The 20,512-nt window shown below is 63.9% G+C and carries 18 protein-coding genes; 11 read left to right on the top strand and 7 right to left on the bottom strand.

What is annotated here, in order from left to right; all coding sequences use genetic code 11:
• Positions 1 to 32: 32 nt before the first annotated feature.
• Positions 33 to 578: a pseudouridine synthase gene (locus IEV56_RS07805; RefSeq protein ID WP_188449570.1), complete on the bottom strand. Its 546-nt coding sequence runs from the start codon at positions 576 to 578 to the stop codon at positions 33 to 35.
• Positions 579 to 609: 31 nt separating this feature from the next.
• Between IEV56_RS07805 and IEV56_RS07810 the strand changes: the two genes are divergently transcribed.
• Positions 610 to 2,367, top strand: coding sequence for an ABC transporter ATP-binding protein (locus IEV56_RS07810; protein WP_188449571.1), 1,758 nt, complete (start codon positions 610 to 612; stop codon positions 2,365 to 2,367).
• Here IEV56_RS07810 and IEV56_RS07815 read toward each other — a convergent pair.
• On the bottom strand, positions 2,364 to 3,302 hold the full coding sequence (locus IEV56_RS07815) for a class I SAM-dependent methyltransferase (RefSeq protein WP_188449573.1): 939 nt from the start codon (positions 3,300 to 3,302) through the stop codon (positions 2,364 to 2,366). The genes IEV56_RS07810 and IEV56_RS07815 overlap by 4 nt on opposite strands.
• 119 nt (positions 3,303 to 3,421) lie before the next feature.
• Complete coding sequence (locus IEV56_RS07820; protein WP_188449575.1) at positions 3,422 to 5,647, bottom strand: NADP-dependent isocitrate dehydrogenase; 2,226 nt, start codon at positions 5,645 to 5,647, stop codon at positions 3,422 to 3,424.
• A 307-nt stretch (positions 5,648 to 5,954) separates the two neighbouring features.
• On the opposite strand from IEV56_RS07820, the gene IEV56_RS07825 reads away from it, so the two are divergent.
• Positions 5,955 to 6,503 carry a galactosyltransferase-related protein gene (locus IEV56_RS07825; RefSeq protein WP_188449577.1) on the top strand — a complete coding sequence of 183 codons (549 nt, stop codon included), beginning with the start codon at positions 5,955 to 5,957 and terminating at the stop codon, positions 6,501 to 6,503.
• Between the two features lie 12 nt (positions 6,504 to 6,515).
• Here the strand turns inward: IEV56_RS07825 and mnmE are convergent, their stop codons facing one another.
• The 4 genes from mnmE to rpmH all read right to left on the bottom strand — a co-directional run bounded on the left by mnmE (position 6,516) and on the right by rpmH (position 10,189).
• Positions 6,516 to 7,856, bottom strand: coding sequence for a tRNA uridine-5-carboxymethylaminomethyl(34) synthesis GTPase MnmE (mnmE, locus tag IEV56_RS07830; protein ID WP_188449579.1), 1,341 nt, complete (start codon positions 7,854 to 7,856; stop codon positions 6,516 to 6,518).
• A 13-nt stretch (positions 7,857 to 7,869) separates the two neighbouring features.
• The gene (yidC, locus tag IEV56_RS07835) at positions 7,870 to 9,588 is read right to left on the bottom strand and encodes a membrane protein insertase YidC (RefSeq protein ID WP_188449581.1); all 1,719 of its coding nucleotides are present in this window, start codon (positions 9,586 to 9,588) and stop codon (positions 7,870 to 7,872) included.
• Between the two features lie 72 nt (positions 9,589 to 9,660).
• Positions 9,661 to 10,020, bottom strand: a complete 360-nt coding sequence (rnpA, locus tag IEV56_RS07840) for a ribonuclease P protein component (protein WP_268235758.1) — start codon at positions 10,018 to 10,020, stop codon at positions 9,661 to 9,663.
• A gap of 28 nt (positions 10,021 to 10,048) precedes the next feature.
• Entirely contained in the window at positions 10,049 to 10,189 is a 141-nt protein-coding gene (rpmH, locus tag IEV56_RS07845) for a 50S ribosomal protein L34 (protein ID WP_188449585.1), read from the bottom strand.
• 150 nt (positions 10,190 to 10,339) lie between these two features.
• Between rpmH and dnaA the strand changes: the two genes are divergently transcribed.
• From dnaA to IEV56_RS07890, 9 genes are all read left to right on the top strand, one after another.
• Positions 10,340 to 11,656 carry a chromosomal replication initiator protein DnaA gene (gene dnaA, locus IEV56_RS07850; protein WP_188449587.1) on the top strand — a complete coding sequence of 439 codons (1,317 nt, stop codon included), beginning with the start codon at positions 10,340 to 10,342 and terminating at the stop codon, positions 11,654 to 11,656.
• Between the two features lie 211 nt (positions 11,657 to 11,867).
• Entirely contained in the window at positions 11,868 to 12,968 is a 1,101-nt protein-coding gene (gene dnaN / locus IEV56_RS07855) for a DNA polymerase III subunit beta (protein ID WP_188449589.1), read from the top strand.
• On the top strand, positions 12,968 to 14,059 hold the full coding sequence (gene recF, locus IEV56_RS07860) for a DNA replication/repair protein RecF (protein WP_188449590.1): 1,092 nt from the start codon (positions 12,968 to 12,970) through the stop codon (positions 14,057 to 14,059). Before dnaN ends, recF begins: the two co-directional genes overlap by 1 nt.
• 102 nt (positions 14,060 to 14,161) lie before the next feature.
• Positions 14,162 to 16,600, top strand: a complete 2,439-nt coding sequence (gyrB, locus tag IEV56_RS07865; RefSeq protein ID WP_188449592.1) for a DNA topoisomerase (ATP-hydrolyzing) subunit B — start codon at positions 14,162 to 14,164, stop codon at positions 16,598 to 16,600.
• A gap of 103 nt (positions 16,601 to 16,703) precedes the next feature.
• On the top strand, positions 16,704 to 18,056 hold the full coding sequence (locus IEV56_RS07870) for a tetratricopeptide repeat protein (protein WP_188449594.1): 1,353 nt from the start codon (positions 16,704 to 16,706) through the stop codon (positions 18,054 to 18,056).
• Positions 18,057 to 18,160: 104 nt separating this feature from the next.
• Positions 18,161 to 18,817, top strand: a complete 657-nt coding sequence (locus IEV56_RS07875) for an energy transducer TonB (RefSeq protein WP_188449596.1) — start codon at positions 18,161 to 18,163, stop codon at positions 18,815 to 18,817.
• 60 nt (positions 18,818 to 18,877) lie between these two features.
• On the top strand, positions 18,878 to 19,630 hold the full coding sequence (locus IEV56_RS07880; protein ID WP_188449597.1) for a MotA/TolQ/ExbB proton channel family protein: 753 nt from the start codon (positions 18,878 to 18,880) through the stop codon (positions 19,628 to 19,630).
• 27 nt (positions 19,631 to 19,657) lie between these two features.
• On the top strand, positions 19,658 to 20,071 hold the full coding sequence (locus tag IEV56_RS07885; protein WP_188449599.1) for an ExbD/TolR family protein: 414 nt from the start codon (positions 19,658 to 19,660) through the stop codon (positions 20,069 to 20,071).
• A 12-nt stretch (positions 20,072 to 20,083) separates the two neighbouring features.
• A complete protein-coding gene (locus IEV56_RS07890; RefSeq protein ID WP_188449601.1) occupies positions 20,084 to 20,497 on the top strand; it encodes an ExbD/TolR family protein in 414 nt (137 codons plus the stop codon).
• Positions 20,498 to 20,512 lie beyond the last annotated feature (15 nt).

The raw sequence follows: 20,512 nt of genomic DNA on the forward strand, positions 1-20,512 counted from the left end.
CCGGGAAAACCCGCGCATCGCGGGTTTTCCGGTCAACCCGGCTCCTGCCGCCAGTGTCCGGGCGGCAGGCCCTCCAGACGGTGCGGCCCGACCGAAATGCGCACCAGCCTCAGACACGGCAAACCGACGGCGGCGCACATGCGCCGCACCTGCCGGTTGCGGCCTTCCTTGATGGTGAGCTCGATCCAGCCGTCCGGCACACGTTTCCGGAAGCGCACCGGCGGATCGCGCGGCCATAGCCAATCCGGTGCGTTGGCGAGGATATGCGCCTGCGCCGGCAAGGTCGGTCCGTCGTTCAGCGTGATGCCGGCGCGCAGTTGCGCCATCTGCGCCTCCTCGGGTACGCCTTCCACCTGCACCAGATAGGTCTTCGGCCATTTGAATTTCGGCGAGGAGATCTGCGCGATGCGCGCGCCGTCATCGGACAGCAGCAACAGGCCTTCGGAATCGGCGTCCAAGCGGCCGGCGGCGTACACGCCGGCCGGCAGGCCGAAGCCGGCCAGGGTCGGACGCGGCGGCTCGCTGCGGTCGGTGAATTGCGTCAGCACGCCGTACGGCTTGTTGAAAGCGATTAACATAAGCCCAGTGTAAACCAATCCCAAGGCCGCCATGACCGCCACGCATCCCCTGCGCCGCCTGCGCGTGTTCGCCGGGCCGTACCGCGCCCGCATCCGCCGCGGCGTGGCATTCTCGGTGCTGAACAAGTTCTTCGACGTGCTGCCCGAGATATTGATCGGCGTCGCGGTCGATGTGGTGGTCAACCAGCGCGATTCGTTCCTGTCGCGCTTCGGCATCGCCGATCCGATGCAGCAACTCTGGCTGCTAGTCGTGCTCACCGTCGTGGTCTGGGTCTGCGAATCGCTGTTCGAATACCTGCATGCGCTGACCTGGCGCAACCTCGCGCAGAACCTGCAGCACGACCTGCGCCAAGCCGCTTACGCGCATGTGCAGAAACTGCCGCCGGATTTCGTCGGCCGCGAGCGTTCCGGCCGGCTGATGGCGGTGATGAACGAGGACGTCAACCAGATCGAGCGCTTCCTCAACACCGGCGCCAACGACCTGATCCAGGTGTTCGTGTCGTCCCTGCTGGTCGGCGCGGTGTTCTTCACCCTGACCGCCAGTACCGCGGTGTTGGCGCTGCTGCCGGTGCCGTTGATCCTGGCCGGCGCGTTCTGGTTCCAGAAGCGCCTGTACCCGCGCTATGCCGCGGCGCGCGAGGCGGCGGCCGGGGTCTCCAACCGACTGGCCAATAACCTGCACGGCATGAGCACCATCCAGGCCTACACCGCCGAGGATTTCGAAGCCGAGCATCTGCGCGCCGCCAGCGACGCCTACCGCGCCCGCAACGCCGACGCCATCCGCTTCGCGGCGGCAATCACGCCGGTGATCCGCATGGCGATCCTGGCCGGGTTCGTGATGACCCTGCTGTACGGCGGCCATCTGGTGCTGCAGAAGCAGCTCGGCGTCGGCAGCTATTCGGCGCTGGTGTACCTGACCCAACGCCTGCTGTGGCCGATGACGCGCCTGGCCGACATGACCGACCTGTACCAGCGCGCGATGGCCTCGGTGAACCGGGTGATGGACCTGTTGCAGACCGAACCACCGGCCAACGGCACGCATCCCGGGGTGCTGCCGGCGCGCGGCGAGCTGCGCATCGAGCAGGTGCGCTTCGCCTACGATGGCCAGCCGGTACTGCACGGCGTCAGCCTGGACGTACCGGCCGGACAAACCGTGGCCCTGGTCGGCGGCACCGGCAGCGGCAAGAGCACCTTGATCAAACTGGCGCTCGGCTTCCTGCAGCCCGATGCCGGACGCATCGCGTTCGACGGCGTCGACTTGCGCGAACTCGATCGTGCCGCCTTGCGCGCGCGCATCGGTTACGTGGCGCAGGAGCCGTTCCTGACCGACGGCAGCGTGGCCGAGAACATCGCCTATGGCCAGATGCCTGACCTGCCGCGGGTGATTGCGGCGGCCAAGGCCGCGGAAGCGCATGGCTTCATCTCGGTGTTGCCGGCTGGTTACGACAGTCCGGTCGGCGAACGCGGCGGTCTGCTGTCCGGCGGGCAACGCCAGCGCGTCGCGCTGGCGCGCGCGCTGTACCGCGATCCGGCGCTGCTGATCCTGGACGAGGCGACCTCGGCGGTGGACAACGAAACCGAAGCGGCGATCCAGCGCTCGCTGGCCAAACTCAACCACAGCCGCGCGTGCCTGATCGTGGCGCACCGGCTGTCGACCGTGCGTTTCGCCGACTGCATCCATGTGATGGAACACGGCCGCATCGTGGAATCCGGCACGCACGAGGATCTGCTCAAACAAAACGCCGCTTACGCGGCGCTTTGGCGGCTGCAGACCGGCGAAGCGGTTTAAGGCTTCACGAAACGCAGGGTCATGCGGTCGCTTTCGCCAATGGCGGCATACTTGGCACGATCCTTGTCGCCCAGCCGGTAGGTCGGCGGCAGGGTCCAAACGCCGTCCGGATAATCCTTGCTGTCGTTGGCGTTGGCGTTGATCTCGCTGCGGCCGGCGAATTCGAATCCGGCCTGCTTGGCCAGCGCGATCACCTGCGCTTCGGACACGTAACCGGATTTGTCATCGGCCGGCACGTCCTTGTCGGCGCGGTGTTCCACCACGCCCAGGGTGCCGCCCTTCTTCAGCACCGCGAAGAAGGCCTTGAACATGCCCTCGGCCTGGTTCGACATGCGCCAGTTGTGCACGTTGCGGAACGTCAGCACCACATCGGCGGAGCCGGGCTTGCCCAGCACCGGCGCGGCCGGATCGAATTCCTGCAGTTGGGCTTTGCCGAACACCTCGGGGTTGGCCGCGAACTTGTCGCGCAGCGCCTGGTTCTGCTTGGCGTAATAATCGCGCGAACGCTCGCTGGCCATCTTGGCCGGATCGTTCACGGCGCCGGTGTAGGTGCCGTGGTGCGTGACATACGGCACCAGGATATCGGCATACCAACCGCCGCCCGGCCACACTTCCACCACCTTGCTGTGCGGCGTGACGCCGAAGAACGCCAGCGTGCCCAGCGGATGGCGATAGGCGTCGCGCGCCTTGTTGGCGTCGCTGCGCCAGGCGCCGTCGATGGTCGACTGCAGCATCTGTAGATGATGCGCCTGCATCTGTTCGGCGCTCATCGTCATGCCTTTGCCGCGCATGCCGGCTTTGCCGTCATGTTGCATCGTCATGCCGTCCGGCTTGGCGGCAGCGGCTGCCGGCGCTGAATGGTCGTGCTCTTGGGCGATGGCACAAGCCGAGGCCAATAGACCGGCGGCGGCGAATGCGATGGCATACTGTTTCATGTATCGGTTCCCCTGTGGATTGGCTTAAGTCTACTGCATCGCCGTGAAGCCGGGGTAGAGCCATGGCAAAGAAAAACCCCGGCCGAAGCCGGGGTTTCCATCCGCAATGGGAAACGGATTTACAGCGCGGCCAAGGCGGCGTTGAAGGTGGCGCTCGGGCGCATGGCGGCGGCCAGCTTGGCGGCATCCGGGTGGTAATAGCCGCCGATATCGACCGGCTGCCCCTGCACCGCGATCTGCTCGGCCACGATTTTTTCCTCGTTCGCGGTCAAGGCCGCGGCCAACGGCGCGAAGCGCGCTTTCAGGCCGGCGTCGGCGTCCTGCGCCGCCAGAGCTAGGGCCCAGTACATAGCCAGGTAGAAATGGCTGCCGCGGTTGTCGATGCCGCCGACCTTGCGCGACGGCGACTTGTCGGTGTCCAGGAACGTGGCGTTGGCGGCGTCCAGCGCGTCGGCCAGCACCTTGGCGCGGGCGTTGCCGGTGGTGTCGGCCAGGTGTTCAAGCGAGGCGGCCAGCGCCAGGAATTCGCCGAGCGAATCCCAGCGCAAGTAGTTCTCCTCGACGAACTGCTGCACGTGCTTGGGCGCGCTGCCACCGGCGCCGGTCTCGAACAGGCCGCCGCCGGCCATCAGCGGCACGATCGACAGCATCTTGGCGCTGGTGCCCAGCTCCATGATCGGGAACAGGTCGGTCAGGTAATCGCGCAGCACGTTGCCGGTCACCGAGATGGTGTCCTGGCCGGCGCGGATGCGCTGGAGCGACAGCTGCATGGCTTCCACCGGCGACAGGATGCGGATGTCCAGACCGGCGGTGTCGTGGTCCTTCAGGTACCGTTCGACCTTGGCGATCAGGTTGCGGTCGTGCGCGCGCTGCGGGTCCAGCCAGAACACGGCCGGCGTGTTGCTCAGGCGCGCGCGGTTGACCGCCAGCTTGACCCAATCGCGGATCGGCGCGTCCTTGGTCTGGCACATGCGCCAGATGTCGCCGGCCTGCACGGCATGCTGCATCAGCACGTTGCCGGCTTCGTCGACCACGCGCACGCTGCCGGCGGCGGCGATGCGGAAGGTCTTGTCGTGGCTGCCGTATTCCTCGGCCTTCTGCGCCATCAGGCCGACGTTCGGCACGCTGCCCATGGTCGCCGGGTCGAACGCGCCGTGCGCCTTGCAGTCGTCGATCACCGCTTGGTAGATGCCGGCGTAGCAGCGGTCCGGGATGATGGCCTTGGCGTCCTGCAGCTTGCCCTCGGCGTTCCACATGCCGCCGCTGTCGCGGATCATGGCCGGCATCGAGGCGTCGACGATGACGTCCGACGGCACGTGCAGGTTGGTGATGCCTTTGTCGGAATTGACCATGGCCAAGGCCGGGCGCTCGGCGTACAGGGCGGCGATGTCGGCTTCAATGGCTTCGCGCACGCCGGCGTCCAAGGCCGGCAGACGGGCGTACAGATCGCCGATGCCGTTATTGGCGTCGAAACCGGCGGCCTCCAGCGCGGCCGCGTGCTTGTCCAGCACCGGCGCGTAGAAGCGCTTGACCGCGATGCCGAACATGATCGGGTCGGAGACCTTCATCATGGTCGCCTTCAGGTGCAGCGAGAACAGCACGCCACGGGCCTTGGCATCCATGATCTGCGCGTCGATGAACGCCGACAGGGCGGCGGCGCCCATCACCGCGGCATCGACCACTTCGCCGGCACCGACCTTGACCGCCGGCTTGAGCACGCTGACCACGCCGTCATCGCCGGCGAACTCGATGCGCAGGCTGCCGGCCTGGGCAATCACCGCCGACTGTTCGCTGCCGTAGAAATCGCCGGCGTCCATATGCGCCACGTGCGATTTGGAATCCGCCGTCCATTTGCCCATGCGGTGCGGATGCTTGCGGGCGTAGGCCTTCACCGAGGCCGGCGCGCGGCGATCGGAATTGCCTTCACGCAGTACCGGATTGACCGCGCTGCCCATGGCGCGGCCATAGCGCGCTTTGATCTCTTTCTCGGCGTCGTCGCGCGGCTCTTCCGGATAATCCGGCAGCGCATAGCCCTGCGCTTGCAGTTCGGCGATGGCGGCCTTCAGCTGCGGCACCGAGGCGCTGATGTTCGGCAGTTTGATGATGTTGGCTTCCGGCGTGGTGGCCAACTGGCCGAGCTCGGCCAGGTCATCGGCCGCTTTCTGGTCGGCGCGCAGGCGCTCGGGAAACTGGGCCAGGATGCGGGCCGCCAACGAGATGTCGCGGGTTTCCACGCGGATGCCGGCGGTGGCGGTGAACGCCTCGACGATCGGCAGCAGCGACTGGGTCGCCAGGAACGGGGCTTCGTCGGTCAGGGTATAGAGGATTTTCGGGGTATCGGACATGGAACGCTCGTCTCGGGTGTACGGAAGTGGCTTATTGTCGGTGATTTCGGGGCCTTTGGGAAATGCCCGGCACTGCCATACCGGGCATCCGCAGCGATGTACTATGATGGCTTGACGACCCACAAAGACCCCGCATCGATGCCCGAATTCGCGTTCGTGACCACCTGCAAAGGCCGTCTGCACCATTTGCAGCAGACCTTGCCGTTGATCGTGGCCGAGGCGCCGGATGAGATCGTGGTGGTCGATTACGGCTGTCCGCACGGCAGCGGCGACTGGGTCGAGGCGAATTTCCCGCAGGTCGCCGTGGATGCGCGGCAACGTCCGCGAACGGCGCTTCTACCGGCAGGCGCCGGTCGACGGCAAACGCGATCCGGAGGCGTACGGCACCGTGGTGTATCCGCGCCGGGCGTTCAACGCCATCGAAGGCTACGACGAGCTGTTCACCGGCTGGGGCGGCGAAGACGACGACCTGTACGAGCGTCTGCTGCTGGCCGGGCTGAGCATGCAGCATTATCCGGCGGAGATGGTCGATCCCATTTCGCACGGCGACGGTGAACGGCTGGCGTTCCACGCCCTCAAACACAAAGACCTGCAGCACATCATCAACATGTTCTATCGGACGGCGAAGCTGCAGGTCATGGCCTTTCGCGGCATCCGCACCGAACTGCCGTTGCCGGCGCGCCGTGAACTGCAGCGGATGGTCGGATTGGCGGTGATGCAATGGAGCGGCGATGCCGGAAAACCGTTTCCGAGTATCCGCCTCAGCCTGAAGGACGCTTGGTGGCTGCCGCCGCCCTACCGGTTGTCGACCAGAGCGGAACTGACCCTGACCATGGATCTGGCGCAGGAATCCTAGAGCCGTTGCCGGCTATTTGCCGATGCAGAAACTACCGAAGATCCGGCCGAGCAGGGCGTCGGCGTCCATGGTGCCGGTGATCGATCCGACGGCATCGTGCGCCAGGCGCAGTTCTTCGGCCGCCAGTTCGGCTTGGGCCTGATTGCATAGACCCATGGCCTGTTCCAGATGCGCCGCGGCCAGATCCAGCGCCTCCAGATGACGGGCGCGGGCGCTGAACGCGCCGGTGCCGGCCTCGCCCAGACCGGCGGCGCGCGCCAATTCCTGTTTCAGCGCCGCCAAACCGTCGCCGTGCTTGGCCGAAAGCCACAGGTGCACGCCGTCGTCGCGGGTTTCGCGCGCGATGGCATGGCCGGACAAGTCGGCTTTGTTGTGCAGCCAGAGCACGCTGCCGCTGGCGACGCGCAGTTCATCGGCCAAGGCGTTGTGGCCGGGTTGGCTGTCGTCCAGCACCGCCAGGATCAAGTCGGCTTTATCGAGTTCGCCGCGGGCGCGGCGGATGCCTTCGTTCTCCACGCGGTCCTCGGTCTCGCGCAGGCCGGCGGTGTCCACCAAGGTCAGCCACAGGCCGTCGACCTGCACGGTCTCGCGCAGCACGTCGCGGGTGGTGCCGGCGATCTCGGTGACGATGGCGCGGTCGCTGCCGGCCAAGGCATTCAACAGCGAGGATTTGCCAGCGTTGGGCGCGCCGACGATGACCACATGCAGGCCGTCCATCAGGCGTTTGCCCTGTTCGGCTTCCGCGCGCAGTCGCGCCAGATCGGCATGGCAGCGGTCCAGCAGGTTTCGGATTTCCGGCGCTGCCAGGAAATCGATTTCTTCGTCCGGGAAATCCAGTGCCGCTTCCACGTACACGCGCGCGTGCACCAGCTGTTCGGCCACGGCCTCGCAACGCTGCGAGAACACGCCGTCAAGCGAACGCCGGGCGGCGCGGGCGGCGGCTTCGGATTGCGCCGAGATCAGGTCGGCCACCGCTTCGGCCTGGGCCAGGTCGAGCTTGTCGTTGAGGAAGGCGCGTTCGGTGAATTCGCCCGGGCGGGCGTCGCGCGCGCCCAAGCGCCGGCATTCGCGCAGGATGGCGTTCAACAGCGCCGGGTTGCCGTGCGCCTGCAATTCCAGCACGTCTTCGCCGGTATAGGAATGCGGTGCCTGGAAATACAGCACCACGGCGTCATCCAGCACCTCGCCGGCGGCGTCGCGCAGATGCGCGTGCAGCGCGTGGCGCGGTTTCAGCGCCTGGCCGGCCAAGGTTTCGCCGATGGCGCGCGCCTGCGGGCCGGACACCCGCACGATGCCGACGCCCGCCGAACCGAAGGCGGTGGCGAGCGCGGCGATGGTGTCGGCGGCCGTCATCCGCGCGTCCGGCTTATTTCGCGGGCGCGGCGTGGTGGTGCGTGTGGCTGCCGTACTTCTTGGTCATCCACCACTGCTGGGCCAGGCCGAGCAGGCCGTTGGTGACCCAGTACAGCACCAGACCGGCGGGGAAGAACGCCATCATCACGCCGAAGATCAGCGGCATGAAGGTCATCATCTTCTTCTGCAGCGGATCCATGCCCGGGGTCGGGGTCAGCTTCTGGGTCAGGAACATGATCACCAGGTTCAGCACCGGCAGGATGAAGTACGGATCGGCGTCGGTCAGGTTCTGCACCCAGCCGATCCACGGCGCCTGGCGCAGTTCGACGGATTCCACCAGCACCCAGTACAGCGCGAGGAAGATCGGAATCGGAATGAGCATCGGCAGGCAGCCGGCGGCCGGATTGATCTTCTCTTTCTTGTACAGGTCCATCTGCGCCATGGCGAACTTCTGACGGTCGTCGCCGTAGCGTTCCTTCAGCGCCTCGATGCGCGGCTGGATGGCGCGCATGCGCGCCATGCTCTGGTACTGCTTGGCCGACAGCGGGAACAGCAGCAGCTTGAGCACGATGACGATGGCGATGATGGCCCAGCCCCAGTTGCCGAGCAGGCCGTGCAGCACGGACAACAGCCAGAACAGCGGCTGCGCCAGGAAGCTCAGGATGCCGTAGTCCACGCTCAGGTCGAGCGTCGGATGCACGGCGGCCATGGTCTTCTGCGCCTTCGGGCCGGCCCACAGCACGTCCTCGCGGCTGAGCGCCGCGCCCGGCGCCACCGTGCTTTCGCCGGACACGCCGCGGATCAGGTAATACGGATTGGCTGGGTTGCCTTCGGTGGCGGTGCTGAAGGTCTGCGTGTCGCCTTTGGCCGGCACCCAGACCGAGACGAAATGGTGCTGCAGCATGCCGAACCAGCCGTCGGCGACCGCCTTGTTCGGGCTTTGCAGCACGCCGTCATCGAGGTAATCGGCGAACTTCACTTTCTCGAATTTGTCGGCGGCGCTGTACCAGGCCGAACCGACGAAGCTGAAGGAGTCCGGATTGGTCAGGCCGGCGTGCTTCGGCGGCGGCGGCGGCGCCAAGCGCTTGAGTTGCTCGTAGGCGTAACCCGACCACGGCGCGCTGCCGGCGTTGCGGATTTCCTGGCGTTGGCGGATGGCGAACTCGCCGCGACGCAGCACCAAGGTCTTGGTCAGGGTCAGGCCGTTGCCGTCCTGCCAGACGAACGGCACCGACAGTTCGTCTTGGCCGGCGGCGAGCACATAACGCGACTTGCCGTCGGCGGTGCGGAACACGGCGTCATGCGTCGGCGCCTGGCCGGTTTTGGTCAGCCAGCCCGATTGCGCCACGAAATACGCGGCCGGATCGTCGTTCAGCAGCAGCACGTTCGGGCTACCGGCTTTCTTTTCCTTCGGATAGGTCAGCAGTTCCGAACGCAGCAGGGTGACGCCCTTCAGGTCCACGGTCAGCCGGTAGGTATCGGTGACGATTTCCACGGTCTGCGCCGGCGAGATGGCAGTGGCGGCGCCGGGCAACGCCGGCAAGGCGCCGGTCGCGGCGGCCGGGAGGCTCGGCAGCGATGAGCCGGCATCGCCGGTGACACCCGGAGCGATTGGGGCAGCCGGCGCCGCGGCTTGCGGCGCTTGCGCCGGAGCCGGGCTTTGCCATTGTTGGAACAGCAGGAAGGCCACGGCCAGCCAAGCGATGAACAGGAAGGTGCGGGTTTGGTTCATTGGAGGATTTTTCGCAACGGGCCCAAAAGGCAAGACGGCAATTTTACTGTGTTTGGGGCGCTTGCGCCGTTTTCAAACGCCGGAAGGCGCGGTGGCGGCGAGCAGGCGGGTCAGCTCGGCGCGCAATTGGCTGTTGTCGGCGGTGGCGGCACGGCGTTGCGCCACCAGCACGTAGTCGCCGGACGGCAGGACGGCGGCAAGGCGGAAGCGTTCGCGGCAGACGCGCTTGATGCGGTTGCGCGCCACCGACAGCGGCACCGCTTTTTTCGGCACGGCCATGCCCAGACGCGGACGGCCGGCGGGATTCGGCAGGAAATGCAGGCGAAAAAATACGCCCGAGTGCTTCAAACCGCCTTGGAAGACGGCTTGGAACTCGGGCGCGGCACGCAAGCGTGCGGATTTCGGATAGCTATGCGTCGAAGGACCGATCATAGCCGAGGCGGCACGGAGCCGCCCGGGGTCAGACGCAGAGGCGGGCGCGGCCTTTGGCGCGGCGACGGGCCAGGACCTTGCGGCCGTCGGCGGTCTTCATGCGGGCACGGAAGCCGTGGTCACGCTTGCGTTTCAGGTTGCTGGGTTGGTAGGTACGTTTGGTAGCCATGGCGGCACCTCGATAAAATGGGGTGTAGTGAACCCGAAAGTATAACGGGTTCAATCGTCTGCCGTCAAGTCGATTGGCGCTTGGCAGAACGCGTGGCAACAGGCTAGACTGGTCAGCCGCTTGAGTTATCCACAGAAGAACCCCACCCGAATGAACGTTTGGCCGCAATGTCTGGCGCGTCTGGAGCAGGAATTTCCCGCCGAGGACGTACACACTTGGTTGAAGCCCCTGCACGCCAGCCGGAACAGCGACGAACTGCATCTGTACGCGCCGAACGCATTCGTGGTCGAACAGGTCCAGAGCCAGTATCTGCCCCGGATCGAGGAGCTGGCGCGGCACTTCGCCGGCGGCCCGCTGGCGGTGAAGATTGCCGTCGGTTCGCACCAGAAATCCGCGCCGGCGGCCAAGCCCGCGGCCAAAAAAGCGGCGGCCGCGGCCGCCGAATTCCAGGGCAACGTCGATCCGCACTACACCTTCGACAACTTCGTGGTCGGCAAATGCAACCAGATGGGCCACGCCATGGCCTTGCAGGTCGCCAAGAATCCCGGCAAGGCCTACAACCCGCTGCTGCTGTACGGCAGCACCGGCCTGGGCAAGACCCATCTGATGTACGCCGCCGGCAACTACATGCGCGCCCACAACCCCGGCATGCGCGTGCTGTACATGCGTTCCGAGCAGTTCTTCAACGCCATGATCAAGGCGCTGACCGACAAGAACATGGCGCAGTTCAAGAAGCAGTTCCAGCAGGTCGACGCGCTGCTGATCGACGACATCCAGTTCTTCGCCGGCAAGAACACCACCCAAGAGGAGTTCTTCCACACCTTCAATACCCTGGTGGACGGCAAGCAGCAGATCATCCTGACCTGCGACCGCTACCCGCGCGAGGTCGAGAACCTGGAGCCGCGGCTGAAGTCGCGCCTGGGCTGGGGCCTGTCGGTGGTGCTGGAACCGCCGGACGACGAGACCCGCGCCACCATCCTGATGGACAAGGCGCAACGGCGCGGCATCGCGTTGCCGACCGATGTGGCCTGGCAGATCGCCAAACGCCTGCATTCCAGCGTGCGCGATCTGGAAGGCGCGCTCAACACTCTGGCGGCCCGCGCCAACTTCACCGGCAACGCCATCACCCTGGATTTCGCCCAGGAAACCCTGCGCGACCTGATGCGCGCGCAGGCTTCGGTGATCTCCTTGAGCAACATCCAGAAAACCGTGGCAGACTACTACCAGCTGAAGTTGACCGATTTGCTGTCGCAACGCCGTACGCGTTCATTGGCGCGGCCGCGGCAGGTGGCGATGGCGCTGGCCAAGGAGTTGACCGAACACAGCCTGCCGGAAATCGGCGAGGCGTTCGGCGGACGGGACCACACGACCGTGTTGCACGGTTGCCGGGTCATCCAGGGCTTGCGCGAATCGGATGGGAAAATCCGCGAAGATTGGGATAAATTAGTACGTAAGTTGACCGAATGACGCGTGGGGTAAATTGTGGATAATGTGTGGTTGAAACCGAGCGGCCGAAGTTATCCACAATTGCCGCACAACCCTCGCAGCGACTTTCCGGCCGCTTTGAAGACGAAATAAATCAAATAAAATCAAATGGTTAATAGGGTTATCCCACGGTTTGTGCGACACTACCACCACCACGTTTTAATAATTAACTTTAGTTATTGGAAATCCTCCTATGCGTTTTAGCCTCTCCCGCGAAGCGTTTCTGAAGCCCCTGCAACAAGTCGTCAACGTCGTCGAGCGCAGGCAAACGCTGCCGGTGCTGAGCAACCTGTTGGTTCATGTCGAAAACGGCCAACTGTCGCTGAAAGGCACGGACCTGGAAGTGGAGCTGACCGCCCGCAATTCGGTCGATGACGGCCAGGACGGTGAAGTCACCATTCCCGCCCGCAAACTGTTCGACATCGTGCGTGCCCTGCCCGACGGCAGCAAGATCACGCTCAGCCATAGCGGCGACAAAGCCACCATCCAGGCCGGCAAAAGCCGTTACACCCTGGCGACCTTGCCGGCGCGGGATTTCCCGGAGAACGACCAGCTCGCCATCATCGAGCGCATCCGCGTGCCGGAAGCGGCGTTGAAGGAATTGATCGAACGTACGGCGTTCGCCATGGCGCAACAGGACGTGCGTTATTACCTGAACGGCCTGCTGTTCGATTTGAAAGGCAAAACCCTGCGTTGCGTTTCCACCGACGGCCATCGCTTGGCGCTGTGCGAAACCGAACTGAATGAAGGCATCGACGGTCGCAAGCAGATCATCATGCCGCGCAAAGGCGTGCTGGAACTGCAGCGTCTGCTGGAAGACGGCGAAGGCGACATCGAGCTGGAAGTGGGCAACAACCACCTGCGCATCAGCCGCAGCGATGTCACCTTCAGCACCAAGCTGATCGAAGGCAAGTTCCCGGACTACGAGGCGGTGATTCCGATCGGTGCCGACAAGGAAGTGAAGGTCAACCGCGACCTGTTCCGCAACGCCTTGCAACGCGCCGCCATCCTGTCCAACGAAAAATTCAAAGGTGTGAAACTCGACATCCATCCGGGCGTGCTCAATATCGTGGCGCACAACCCGGAACAGGAAGAAGCCCAGGAAGAGATCGAAATCGAATCCGTGATTGACGGCATCAGCATCGGCTTCAACGTCAATTACCTGCTCGAGGCCCTGTCGGCGTTGCGCGAAGAGAGCGTGCTGATCAAGCTGCGCGACGGCAATTCATCGGCCCTCGTGCGTGAGGCCAGTCACGAGCGTAGCCGCCATGTGGTCATGCCGTTGCGCCTCTGATGCAGCTGATCCGGTTGCAGGCGTTCGACCTGCGGTGTTTTCAGGAGTTTGATTTAACGCCCGTTTCGGGCGTTAATCTTTTACTGGGTGCCAATGGTGCAGGCAAGACCTCCATCCTCGAGGCCATCCATATCCTGGGTTATGGCCGCAGCTTCCGCGGCCGGATCCGTGATGGTCTGATTCGGCAAGGTGCGGGACAACTTCGGATTCAGACCCGGTGGCTGACCGATACCGGCATGGCGCAACAGGCCGGCATCCAGCATACCGGTTCCGATTGGCAGGCCCGGATGAATGGCGCGGATGTCGATAATCTCGGCCGCTTCTGCGAGCAATTCCCGGTGCTGAGTTTCGACCCGGGTAGCCATGAACTGATTATTGGGGCCTCTGAGGTACGGCGGCGTTTCGTGGATTGGGCGTTGTTCCACGTGGAACCAGAATTCCATCCCGTTTGGCGTCGGTTCAATCGGGCGCTGAAACAGCGCAATGCCCTGCTCAAAACTCAGCCCGGCACGCAGGAACTGGCGTCCTGGGATCAGGAGTTCGCCGAAGCCGGAGATTCCCTGCACCACTTACGTAAACTCTATCTGAAAACCCTGGAACCTGTGATGCAGCGCATCCTGAGCCGGTTTCTCCCCGAATGCGGCGATTTGAGCCTGAGCTACAGTGCCGGTTGGCGGGAGCAACAGATGAGCCTGTTGGATGCCTTGCGCCTGAATCGGGACCGCGACATCCAAAGTGGCTTCTGTGGCGTCGGCCCACACCGTGCCGACTGGCAACCCAGCTTGGATGGCCGCCTACACCAAGGCCATTTCTCCCGGGGCCAAGCCAAGCTCTTGGCCTTGGCGGCCTTGTTGGCGCAGACCGAAGATTTCGTCGCTAAAAAGGGCTTTTGGCCGATTCTGTGTTTCGATGATTTGGCGTCGGAGCTGGATCAAGCTCACTTCAGCCAGGTGCTCACGTGGTTGGCGGAAAGCCAGGCGCAAATCTGGATCAGCGGTACGGAATCGCTGCCCGTTTATCAGGAGCGGTTTCCGCGCGCGAAACTGTTCCACGTGGAACATGGGCAAATCCAGACGCCCGCGGGTGAATAGGACTTGCTGGCCACTTGGTGTATAATGAAGAGTGCTTTATTTACCCAAAATATTCTCAATAAATCAATGATTTATTGAAACAACCGGGAACCCAGACAGCGTATGACCGAACAAGAACGCGCAGCGCCGGAATCGACCTACGATTCCAGCCGGATTACCGTCCTCCGTGGCCTGGAAGCCGTGCGCAAACGGCCGGGCATGTACATCGGCGACGTCCATGACGGCACCGGTTTGCACCACATGGTGTTCGAAGTGGTCGACAACGCCATCGACGAGGCTCTGGCCGGTCATTGCGACACCGTCACCGTTACCTTGCACAACGACGGTTCCTGTTCGGTCTCCGACAACGGCCGTGGCATTCCGGTCGATATCCATAAGGAAGAAGGCGTGTCCGCAGCCGAGGTCATCCTGACCGTGCTGCACGCCGGCGGCAAGTTCGACGACAACAGCTACAAGGTCTCCGGCGGCTTGCACGGCGTGGGCGTGTCGGTGGTCAATGCGCTGTCGTCCTCGCTGTGGCTCGACATCTGGCGTGACGGCGGCCATTTCCAGCAGGAATACGCGTTGGGCGAACCCAAGTATCCGCTGAAGAAAGTCGCCGATTCCGGCAAGCGCGGCACCACGCTGCGCTTCCTGCCGAGTCCGGAAATCTTCACCGACATCGAATTCCACTACGACATCCTGGCCAAGCGCCTGCGCGAGCTCAGCTTCCTGAACTCCGGCGTGCGCATCGAGCTGGTCGACGAGCGCGGTGAAGGCAAGCGCGACCTGTTCCAGTACGAAGGCGGCATCGCCAGCTTCGTGCAGCACCTGGCGCAACTGAAGACGCCCTTGCACGGCAAGGTCATCGCCGCCATCGGCGAGAAGGACGGCATCGTGGTCGACGTCGCCCTGCAGTGGACCGATTCCTATCAGGAAACCATGTTCTGCTTCACCAACAATATCCCGCAGAAGGACGGCGGCACGCATCTGATCGGCTTCCGCGCCGCGCTCACGCGCACCATCGGCAACTACATTGAACAGAACGGCATCGCAAAGCAAGCCAAGATCGCACTGACCGGCGACGACATGCGCGAAGGCATGATCGCCGTGCTGTCGGTGAAGGTGCCCGATCCGAGCTTCTCCTCGCAGACCAAGGAAAAACTGGTCAGCTCGGAAGTGCGTCCGGCGGTGGAAGCCGTCATCGGCCAGAAGCTCGAAGAGTTCCTGCAGGAGAACCCGAACGAGGCGAAAGTCATCGCCGGCAAGATCGTCGATGCCGCCCGCGCCCGTGAAGCGGCGCGCAAAGCGCGCGACCTGACCCGCCGTAAAGGCGCGCTGGACATCGCCGGCCTGCCCGGCAAACTGGCCGATTGCCAGGAGAAGGATCCGGCGCTGTCGGAACTGTTCATCGTCGAGGGCGACTCGGCCGGCGGTTCCGCCAAGCAGGGCCGCAACCGCAAGAACCAGGCGGTGTTGCCGCTCCGCGGCAAGATCCTCAATGTCGAGCGCGCCCGCTTCGACCGCATGCTGTCCAGCGCCGAAGTCGGCACGCTGATCACCGCGCTCGGCACCGGCATCGGCAAGGAAGAGTACAACCCCGACAAGCTGCGTTACCACCGCATCATCATCATGACCGACGCCGACGTCGACGGCTCGCACATCCGCACCCTGCTGCTGACCTTCTTCTACCGGCAGATGCCGGAGCTGCTGGAGCGCGGCCACGTCTACATCGGCCTGCCGCCGCTGTTCAAGATCAAGCAGGGCAAGAACGAGCTGTACCTGAAGGACGTGCCGGCGCTGAACGCCTACCTGATCAGCAATGCGGTCGACAACGCCGAACTGGTGCCGGCCGCCGGCGCGCCCGCCATCCGCGGCGAAGCCCTGGAAAAGCTGATGCTGCAGGTGGTCGCCGCGCAGGACGTGATGGCCCGCTTCGCCTACCGCATCGACACCGATGTGCTCGAGGCGATGATGGACAGCCGCCCGCTGACGCTCGAGGATTTCCGGCAACCCCAAGCCTTGGCACCTTGGTTGGCCGACCTCGAGGGCAAGCTCAACGGCCGCGGCGCCGGCAAGCCGCGCTATGCGGTCAGCGTGCAGGCCGCCGGCGACGAACAGCAGGGTGCGCTGGTCATCGAAAAGCAGCACAACGGCCTGCAGGTCATCCAGACGGTGGCCGCCGGCCAACTGGTGCACGGCGAACTGCGCCAGGTCACCGAAGTGGCCCAGGTGCTGCACGGCCTGATCCAGGACGGCGCACTGGTCCAACGCGGCGGCAAGAACACGGCGGTGTCGCGGTTCATCGAAGCGCAGGCCTGGTTGCTGGAAGAGGCCAAGCGCGGCCGCACCATCCAACGCTTCAAGGGCTTGGGTGAAATGAATCCCGAACAGCTGTGGGAAACCACGGTCAATCCGGAAACCCGGCGCCTGCTACGGGTCAAGATCGAAGACGCCGTGGCCGCCGACCAGATCTTCTCGACCCTGATGGGCGAGCTGGTCGAACCGCGCCGCGATTTCATCGAGGAAAACGCGTTGAAGGTCGGCAATCTCGACGTGTGACGGGTTGCTGAATGGCCCAAGCCCCGCCCGGTAAAGCGGGGCTTGAGCGAAAACCGTGGAGGAATTACTCTATCCCTCCGGTTTATCGCTTTAGGACTCCCTCATGAAGACGCAAAAAATACTCGGCGCCGCGCTGTTCGGTACGGCTTTGCTGTTGTCCGCCCAGGCATCCGCCCAATCCGGCGGCGCCCGCGACCGTCTGAGAGCCGAAAAGTGCTATACCACCGACGGCAAGCCGATTGATTGCGAACAGCAGGCTAATGCGGCGGCGGCCGTGGTGGAGAAGTATCCCAATGCCACGCGCGTCACACCCGAAATGCCCAAGACCAAAATCAAGAAGGAATGGGATGTCCTGGTCAAGGCTTCCAACGGTACCGATGCCGCCGTGCTGATTGCCGCCGGTGAAGCGGTGTTGAACCACCCCGATGCCAGCGTCAACGAAAAGTCCGAAGCCGCTAACCAGATTGCGCAGGCCTATCTGCGCCAGCGCCAGGACAATTACCTGAAGCCGATCCAGTACGCCAAGCAGGCGGTCGATCTCGGCGGTCTCAACAACAACACCCATTACGCATTGATGCTGATACTCGGCCAGATGCTGGTCGCCGAGAAGCGCTACGAAGAGGCCGTCACCTATCTCGAGCGCTTCAGCACCGAAACCGGGGTCGCCGACGACCTGAATCTGCTGAAGAACAAGGGCAACGCCTATTACCGTCTGGCCAAATATCCGGAAGCCATCGGGCAGCTGGAAAAAGCGTATGCCATCGACAAGGGCGCCGACGCCAACATCGCGGTCATGCTGATGGACGCGTACAACAAATCCGGCCGGAAGGCGGATGCCGACCGTCTCGCGGATGAAGTGGCGAAATCCGCAGCCGCTTCCGGCGACCCGGGCGCCGCATCGAAGCAGCTGCTGGTGTACGCCAATGCCAAGCAGTACGAAAAGGCCGCCGCCGCGTTCGACGCGCTGTATGCCAAGGGCCAGATTTCGACCCTCGCGGAATACGAAGCGGGCTACGTGTCCTACTCCTACCTGGAAGGCAAGGAGGCGCAGGCGATCAAAATCATCAATGAGGGCATCGCCAAAGGCGTGATCAAGCCCGATGCCGCGGTCTACAACATCCTCGGCCAGTCCTATTATTACAGCGGCGACGCCAACGGCGCCATCGGCGCCTGGGGCAAGGGCGCGGCCCTGTCCAAGAACGGCGAGCAGGATCTTCTGCTGGCCCGCGTCCTGGGCGAGGAGAGCGAATACGCGAAGTCGAAATCGGCCGCTCAGCTGGCGTTAAGCAAAGGCGTCGAAAACAAGGGCGACGCCTACCTCATCATCGCCGAGGCCGAATCCGAATTCGGCCTGGATGACCGCGCTGCGATGATTTCCGCGTTGCGCGAGGCCGCGAAATACCCGGAAAGCCAGGCGGAAGCGAAGAAACGCCTGAAGCAGGCGGGTGCTAACTAGCACTTTGCACCACCGGATTCCTGTTGTAAACTCCTAGGTTCCCGCGAATGCGGGTCGCGGCGCAACAGCGCCATTGAACACACTATTAGCAGAGCCGCCGCCACATGACGGATTTGAAATCAAAATACGAGCAGCAGAACAAGATCAGCTGGCCCCGGGTGACGGCGAACTCCGCCGCCATCGCCGTGCACGTGTTGATCTTCATGATGCTGATGGCCCCCGTTTCCGCTCCCGACTCCAAAAAAGGCGAGGAGACGGTGACCATGGTGTCCTTCTCGGAACCGCCGCCGCCGCCGCCGCCGCCGCCGCCGCCGCCGCCGGAACCGCCGAAGGAGCTCAAGAAGCAGATCATCCAGACCACGCCGCAGAAAAATGTGCCGCCGCCGCCGGAAGAGACCGTCACCTACGATACCCCGGGTCCGATGGACACCCCGGCTCCGCCGCCTTCGCCGCCGGCTCCGCCCGCTTCGCCGCCGGCCGATTTCGGCGGCGGTGACGTCGACGCTTCGACCCGCGCCCAGTTCCCGGTCAAGTACCCGCCTGCCGCCCTGCGCGCCGGCGTCACCGGTACCGTCATCGTGCAGGTCACCTACGACGCCAACGGCACCGTGACCGACGCGTCGGTGTACAAATCCAGCCGCAACCGTGACCTGGACCGCGCCGCCGTCGCCGGCGTGCGCAAATGGAAGATCAATCCGGGCAAGAAAAACGGCCAGAACGTGGGCGGTTCCGCGCTGGTCACCGTGGATTTCACGCTGTAACCGCAATTTGGCTGTCGTAACGTTTCACTTCTTCTTTAACTAACTTAAAAGGTATTCCTTATGTTGCAGGACCTCATCTTAACCGCTACTGCCGCCGCTCCCGCTGCGGGCGGCTCGTCCAACAACGCTGAAGCCCTGCAGCAGATGGGTTTCAGCCACATGGTGCAGAACTTCGACGTGGTCGGCTGGGTGGTGTTCGTCACCCTGATCGTCATGTCGATCGGTTCCTGGTGGTACACCGTGGTCAACGCCATCAACAACAACCGCATCAGCTCCAACGCCGACCGTGTCGTCGACACCTTCTGGTCGATCAAGAACGCCAAGGAAGCCCGCCAGTTCCTGGAAGAGCAGAAAGCCAGCGAGCCGTTCTCGAAAATCGCCCTGGATTCGATCGAAGCCGCTTCGCACCAGGAAGGCAACGCCCTGGCCCAGAGCCTGAGCAAATCCGAGTTCGTCGACCGCGCCCTGCGCCAGGCCGTGACCCGTGAAAGCGCCAACCTCGAAAACGGCCTGACCTGGCTCGCCACCGTCGGCGCCACCGCGCCGTTCGTCGGCCTGCTCGGCACCGTGTGGGGCATCTACCACGCCCTGATCCGCATCGGCGCCACCGGCCAGGCCTCGATCGACGCCGTCGCCGGCCCGGTCGGCGAAGCGCTGATCATGACCGCGTTCGGCCTGTTCGTGGCGATTCCGGCGGTGCTGGCCTACAACGCCTTCAACCGCAGCAACCGCAACATCTACTCGAAGTTCGATACCTTCGCGCACGACCTGCACGACTACTTCGCCACCGGCTCGCGCGTCGGCAGCAAGTAATCAACCCCACGTTTCGAGGACTTCACCATGGCTTTCAGCTCCAACTCCTCCGGCGGCGCGATGTCCGACATCAACGTGACTCCCTTGGTCGACGTGATGCTGGTGCTGCTGATCATCTTCATGATCACCGCGCCGCTGATGTCGCATAAAGTGAAGGTCGAGCTGCCGACCGCCACGCTGGACAAGAAACCGGAAATCCTGGTTCCTCCGGTGACCGTGGCGATCAAGGCCAATGGTGACGTCTATTGGAACGATCAGTTGATGAACGACGCCTTGCTGGAACAGAACCTGGCGGTCACGGTCGCCCGTGACCCCCAGCCGCAGGTCGACATCCGTGCCGACAACGAGACCAAGTACAGCATCATCCAGAAGACGGTGAAGACCATTCGTGGAACTGGTATTCGCAAGGTTGGTTTCGTTTCCATGCCCGAGCGCAACTAAGGACGTACGAAAATGGCATTCAGTTCCAATTCCTCCGGCGGCGCAATGGCCGACATGAACGTGACCCCGCTGGTCGACGTGATGCTGGTGCTGCTGATCATCTTCATGGTGACGGCACCGCCGATGACGTACCAGATTCAGGTCGATCTGCCGCAGAACTCGAGGACCCCCCCGCCGCCGGTCGAGAACCCGCCCGAGCCGATCCGCATCCACGTGCAGACCGGCGGTACGGTGGCCTGGAACGGCAGCCCGGTTCCGATGGGCTCGTTGCAGGCGCAGTTCGACGTCGAAGGCGCCCGCGACGTGCAGCCGACCATCGAGATCACCACCGATCCCGACGCGGAATACGAAACGCTCGCCAAAGTACTGGCCCGCACCAAGAACGCGGGTCTGCAGAAGATAAGTTTTGTTGAAGAAGCCGAATGAGAAAACGCCCCGCAA

Source organism: Arenimonas maotaiensis (genome assembly GCF_014638745.1).
In the GTDB taxonomy this organism is placed as follows: domain Bacteria; phylum Pseudomonadota; class Gammaproteobacteria; order Xanthomonadales; family Xanthomonadaceae; genus Arenimonas; species Arenimonas maotaiensis.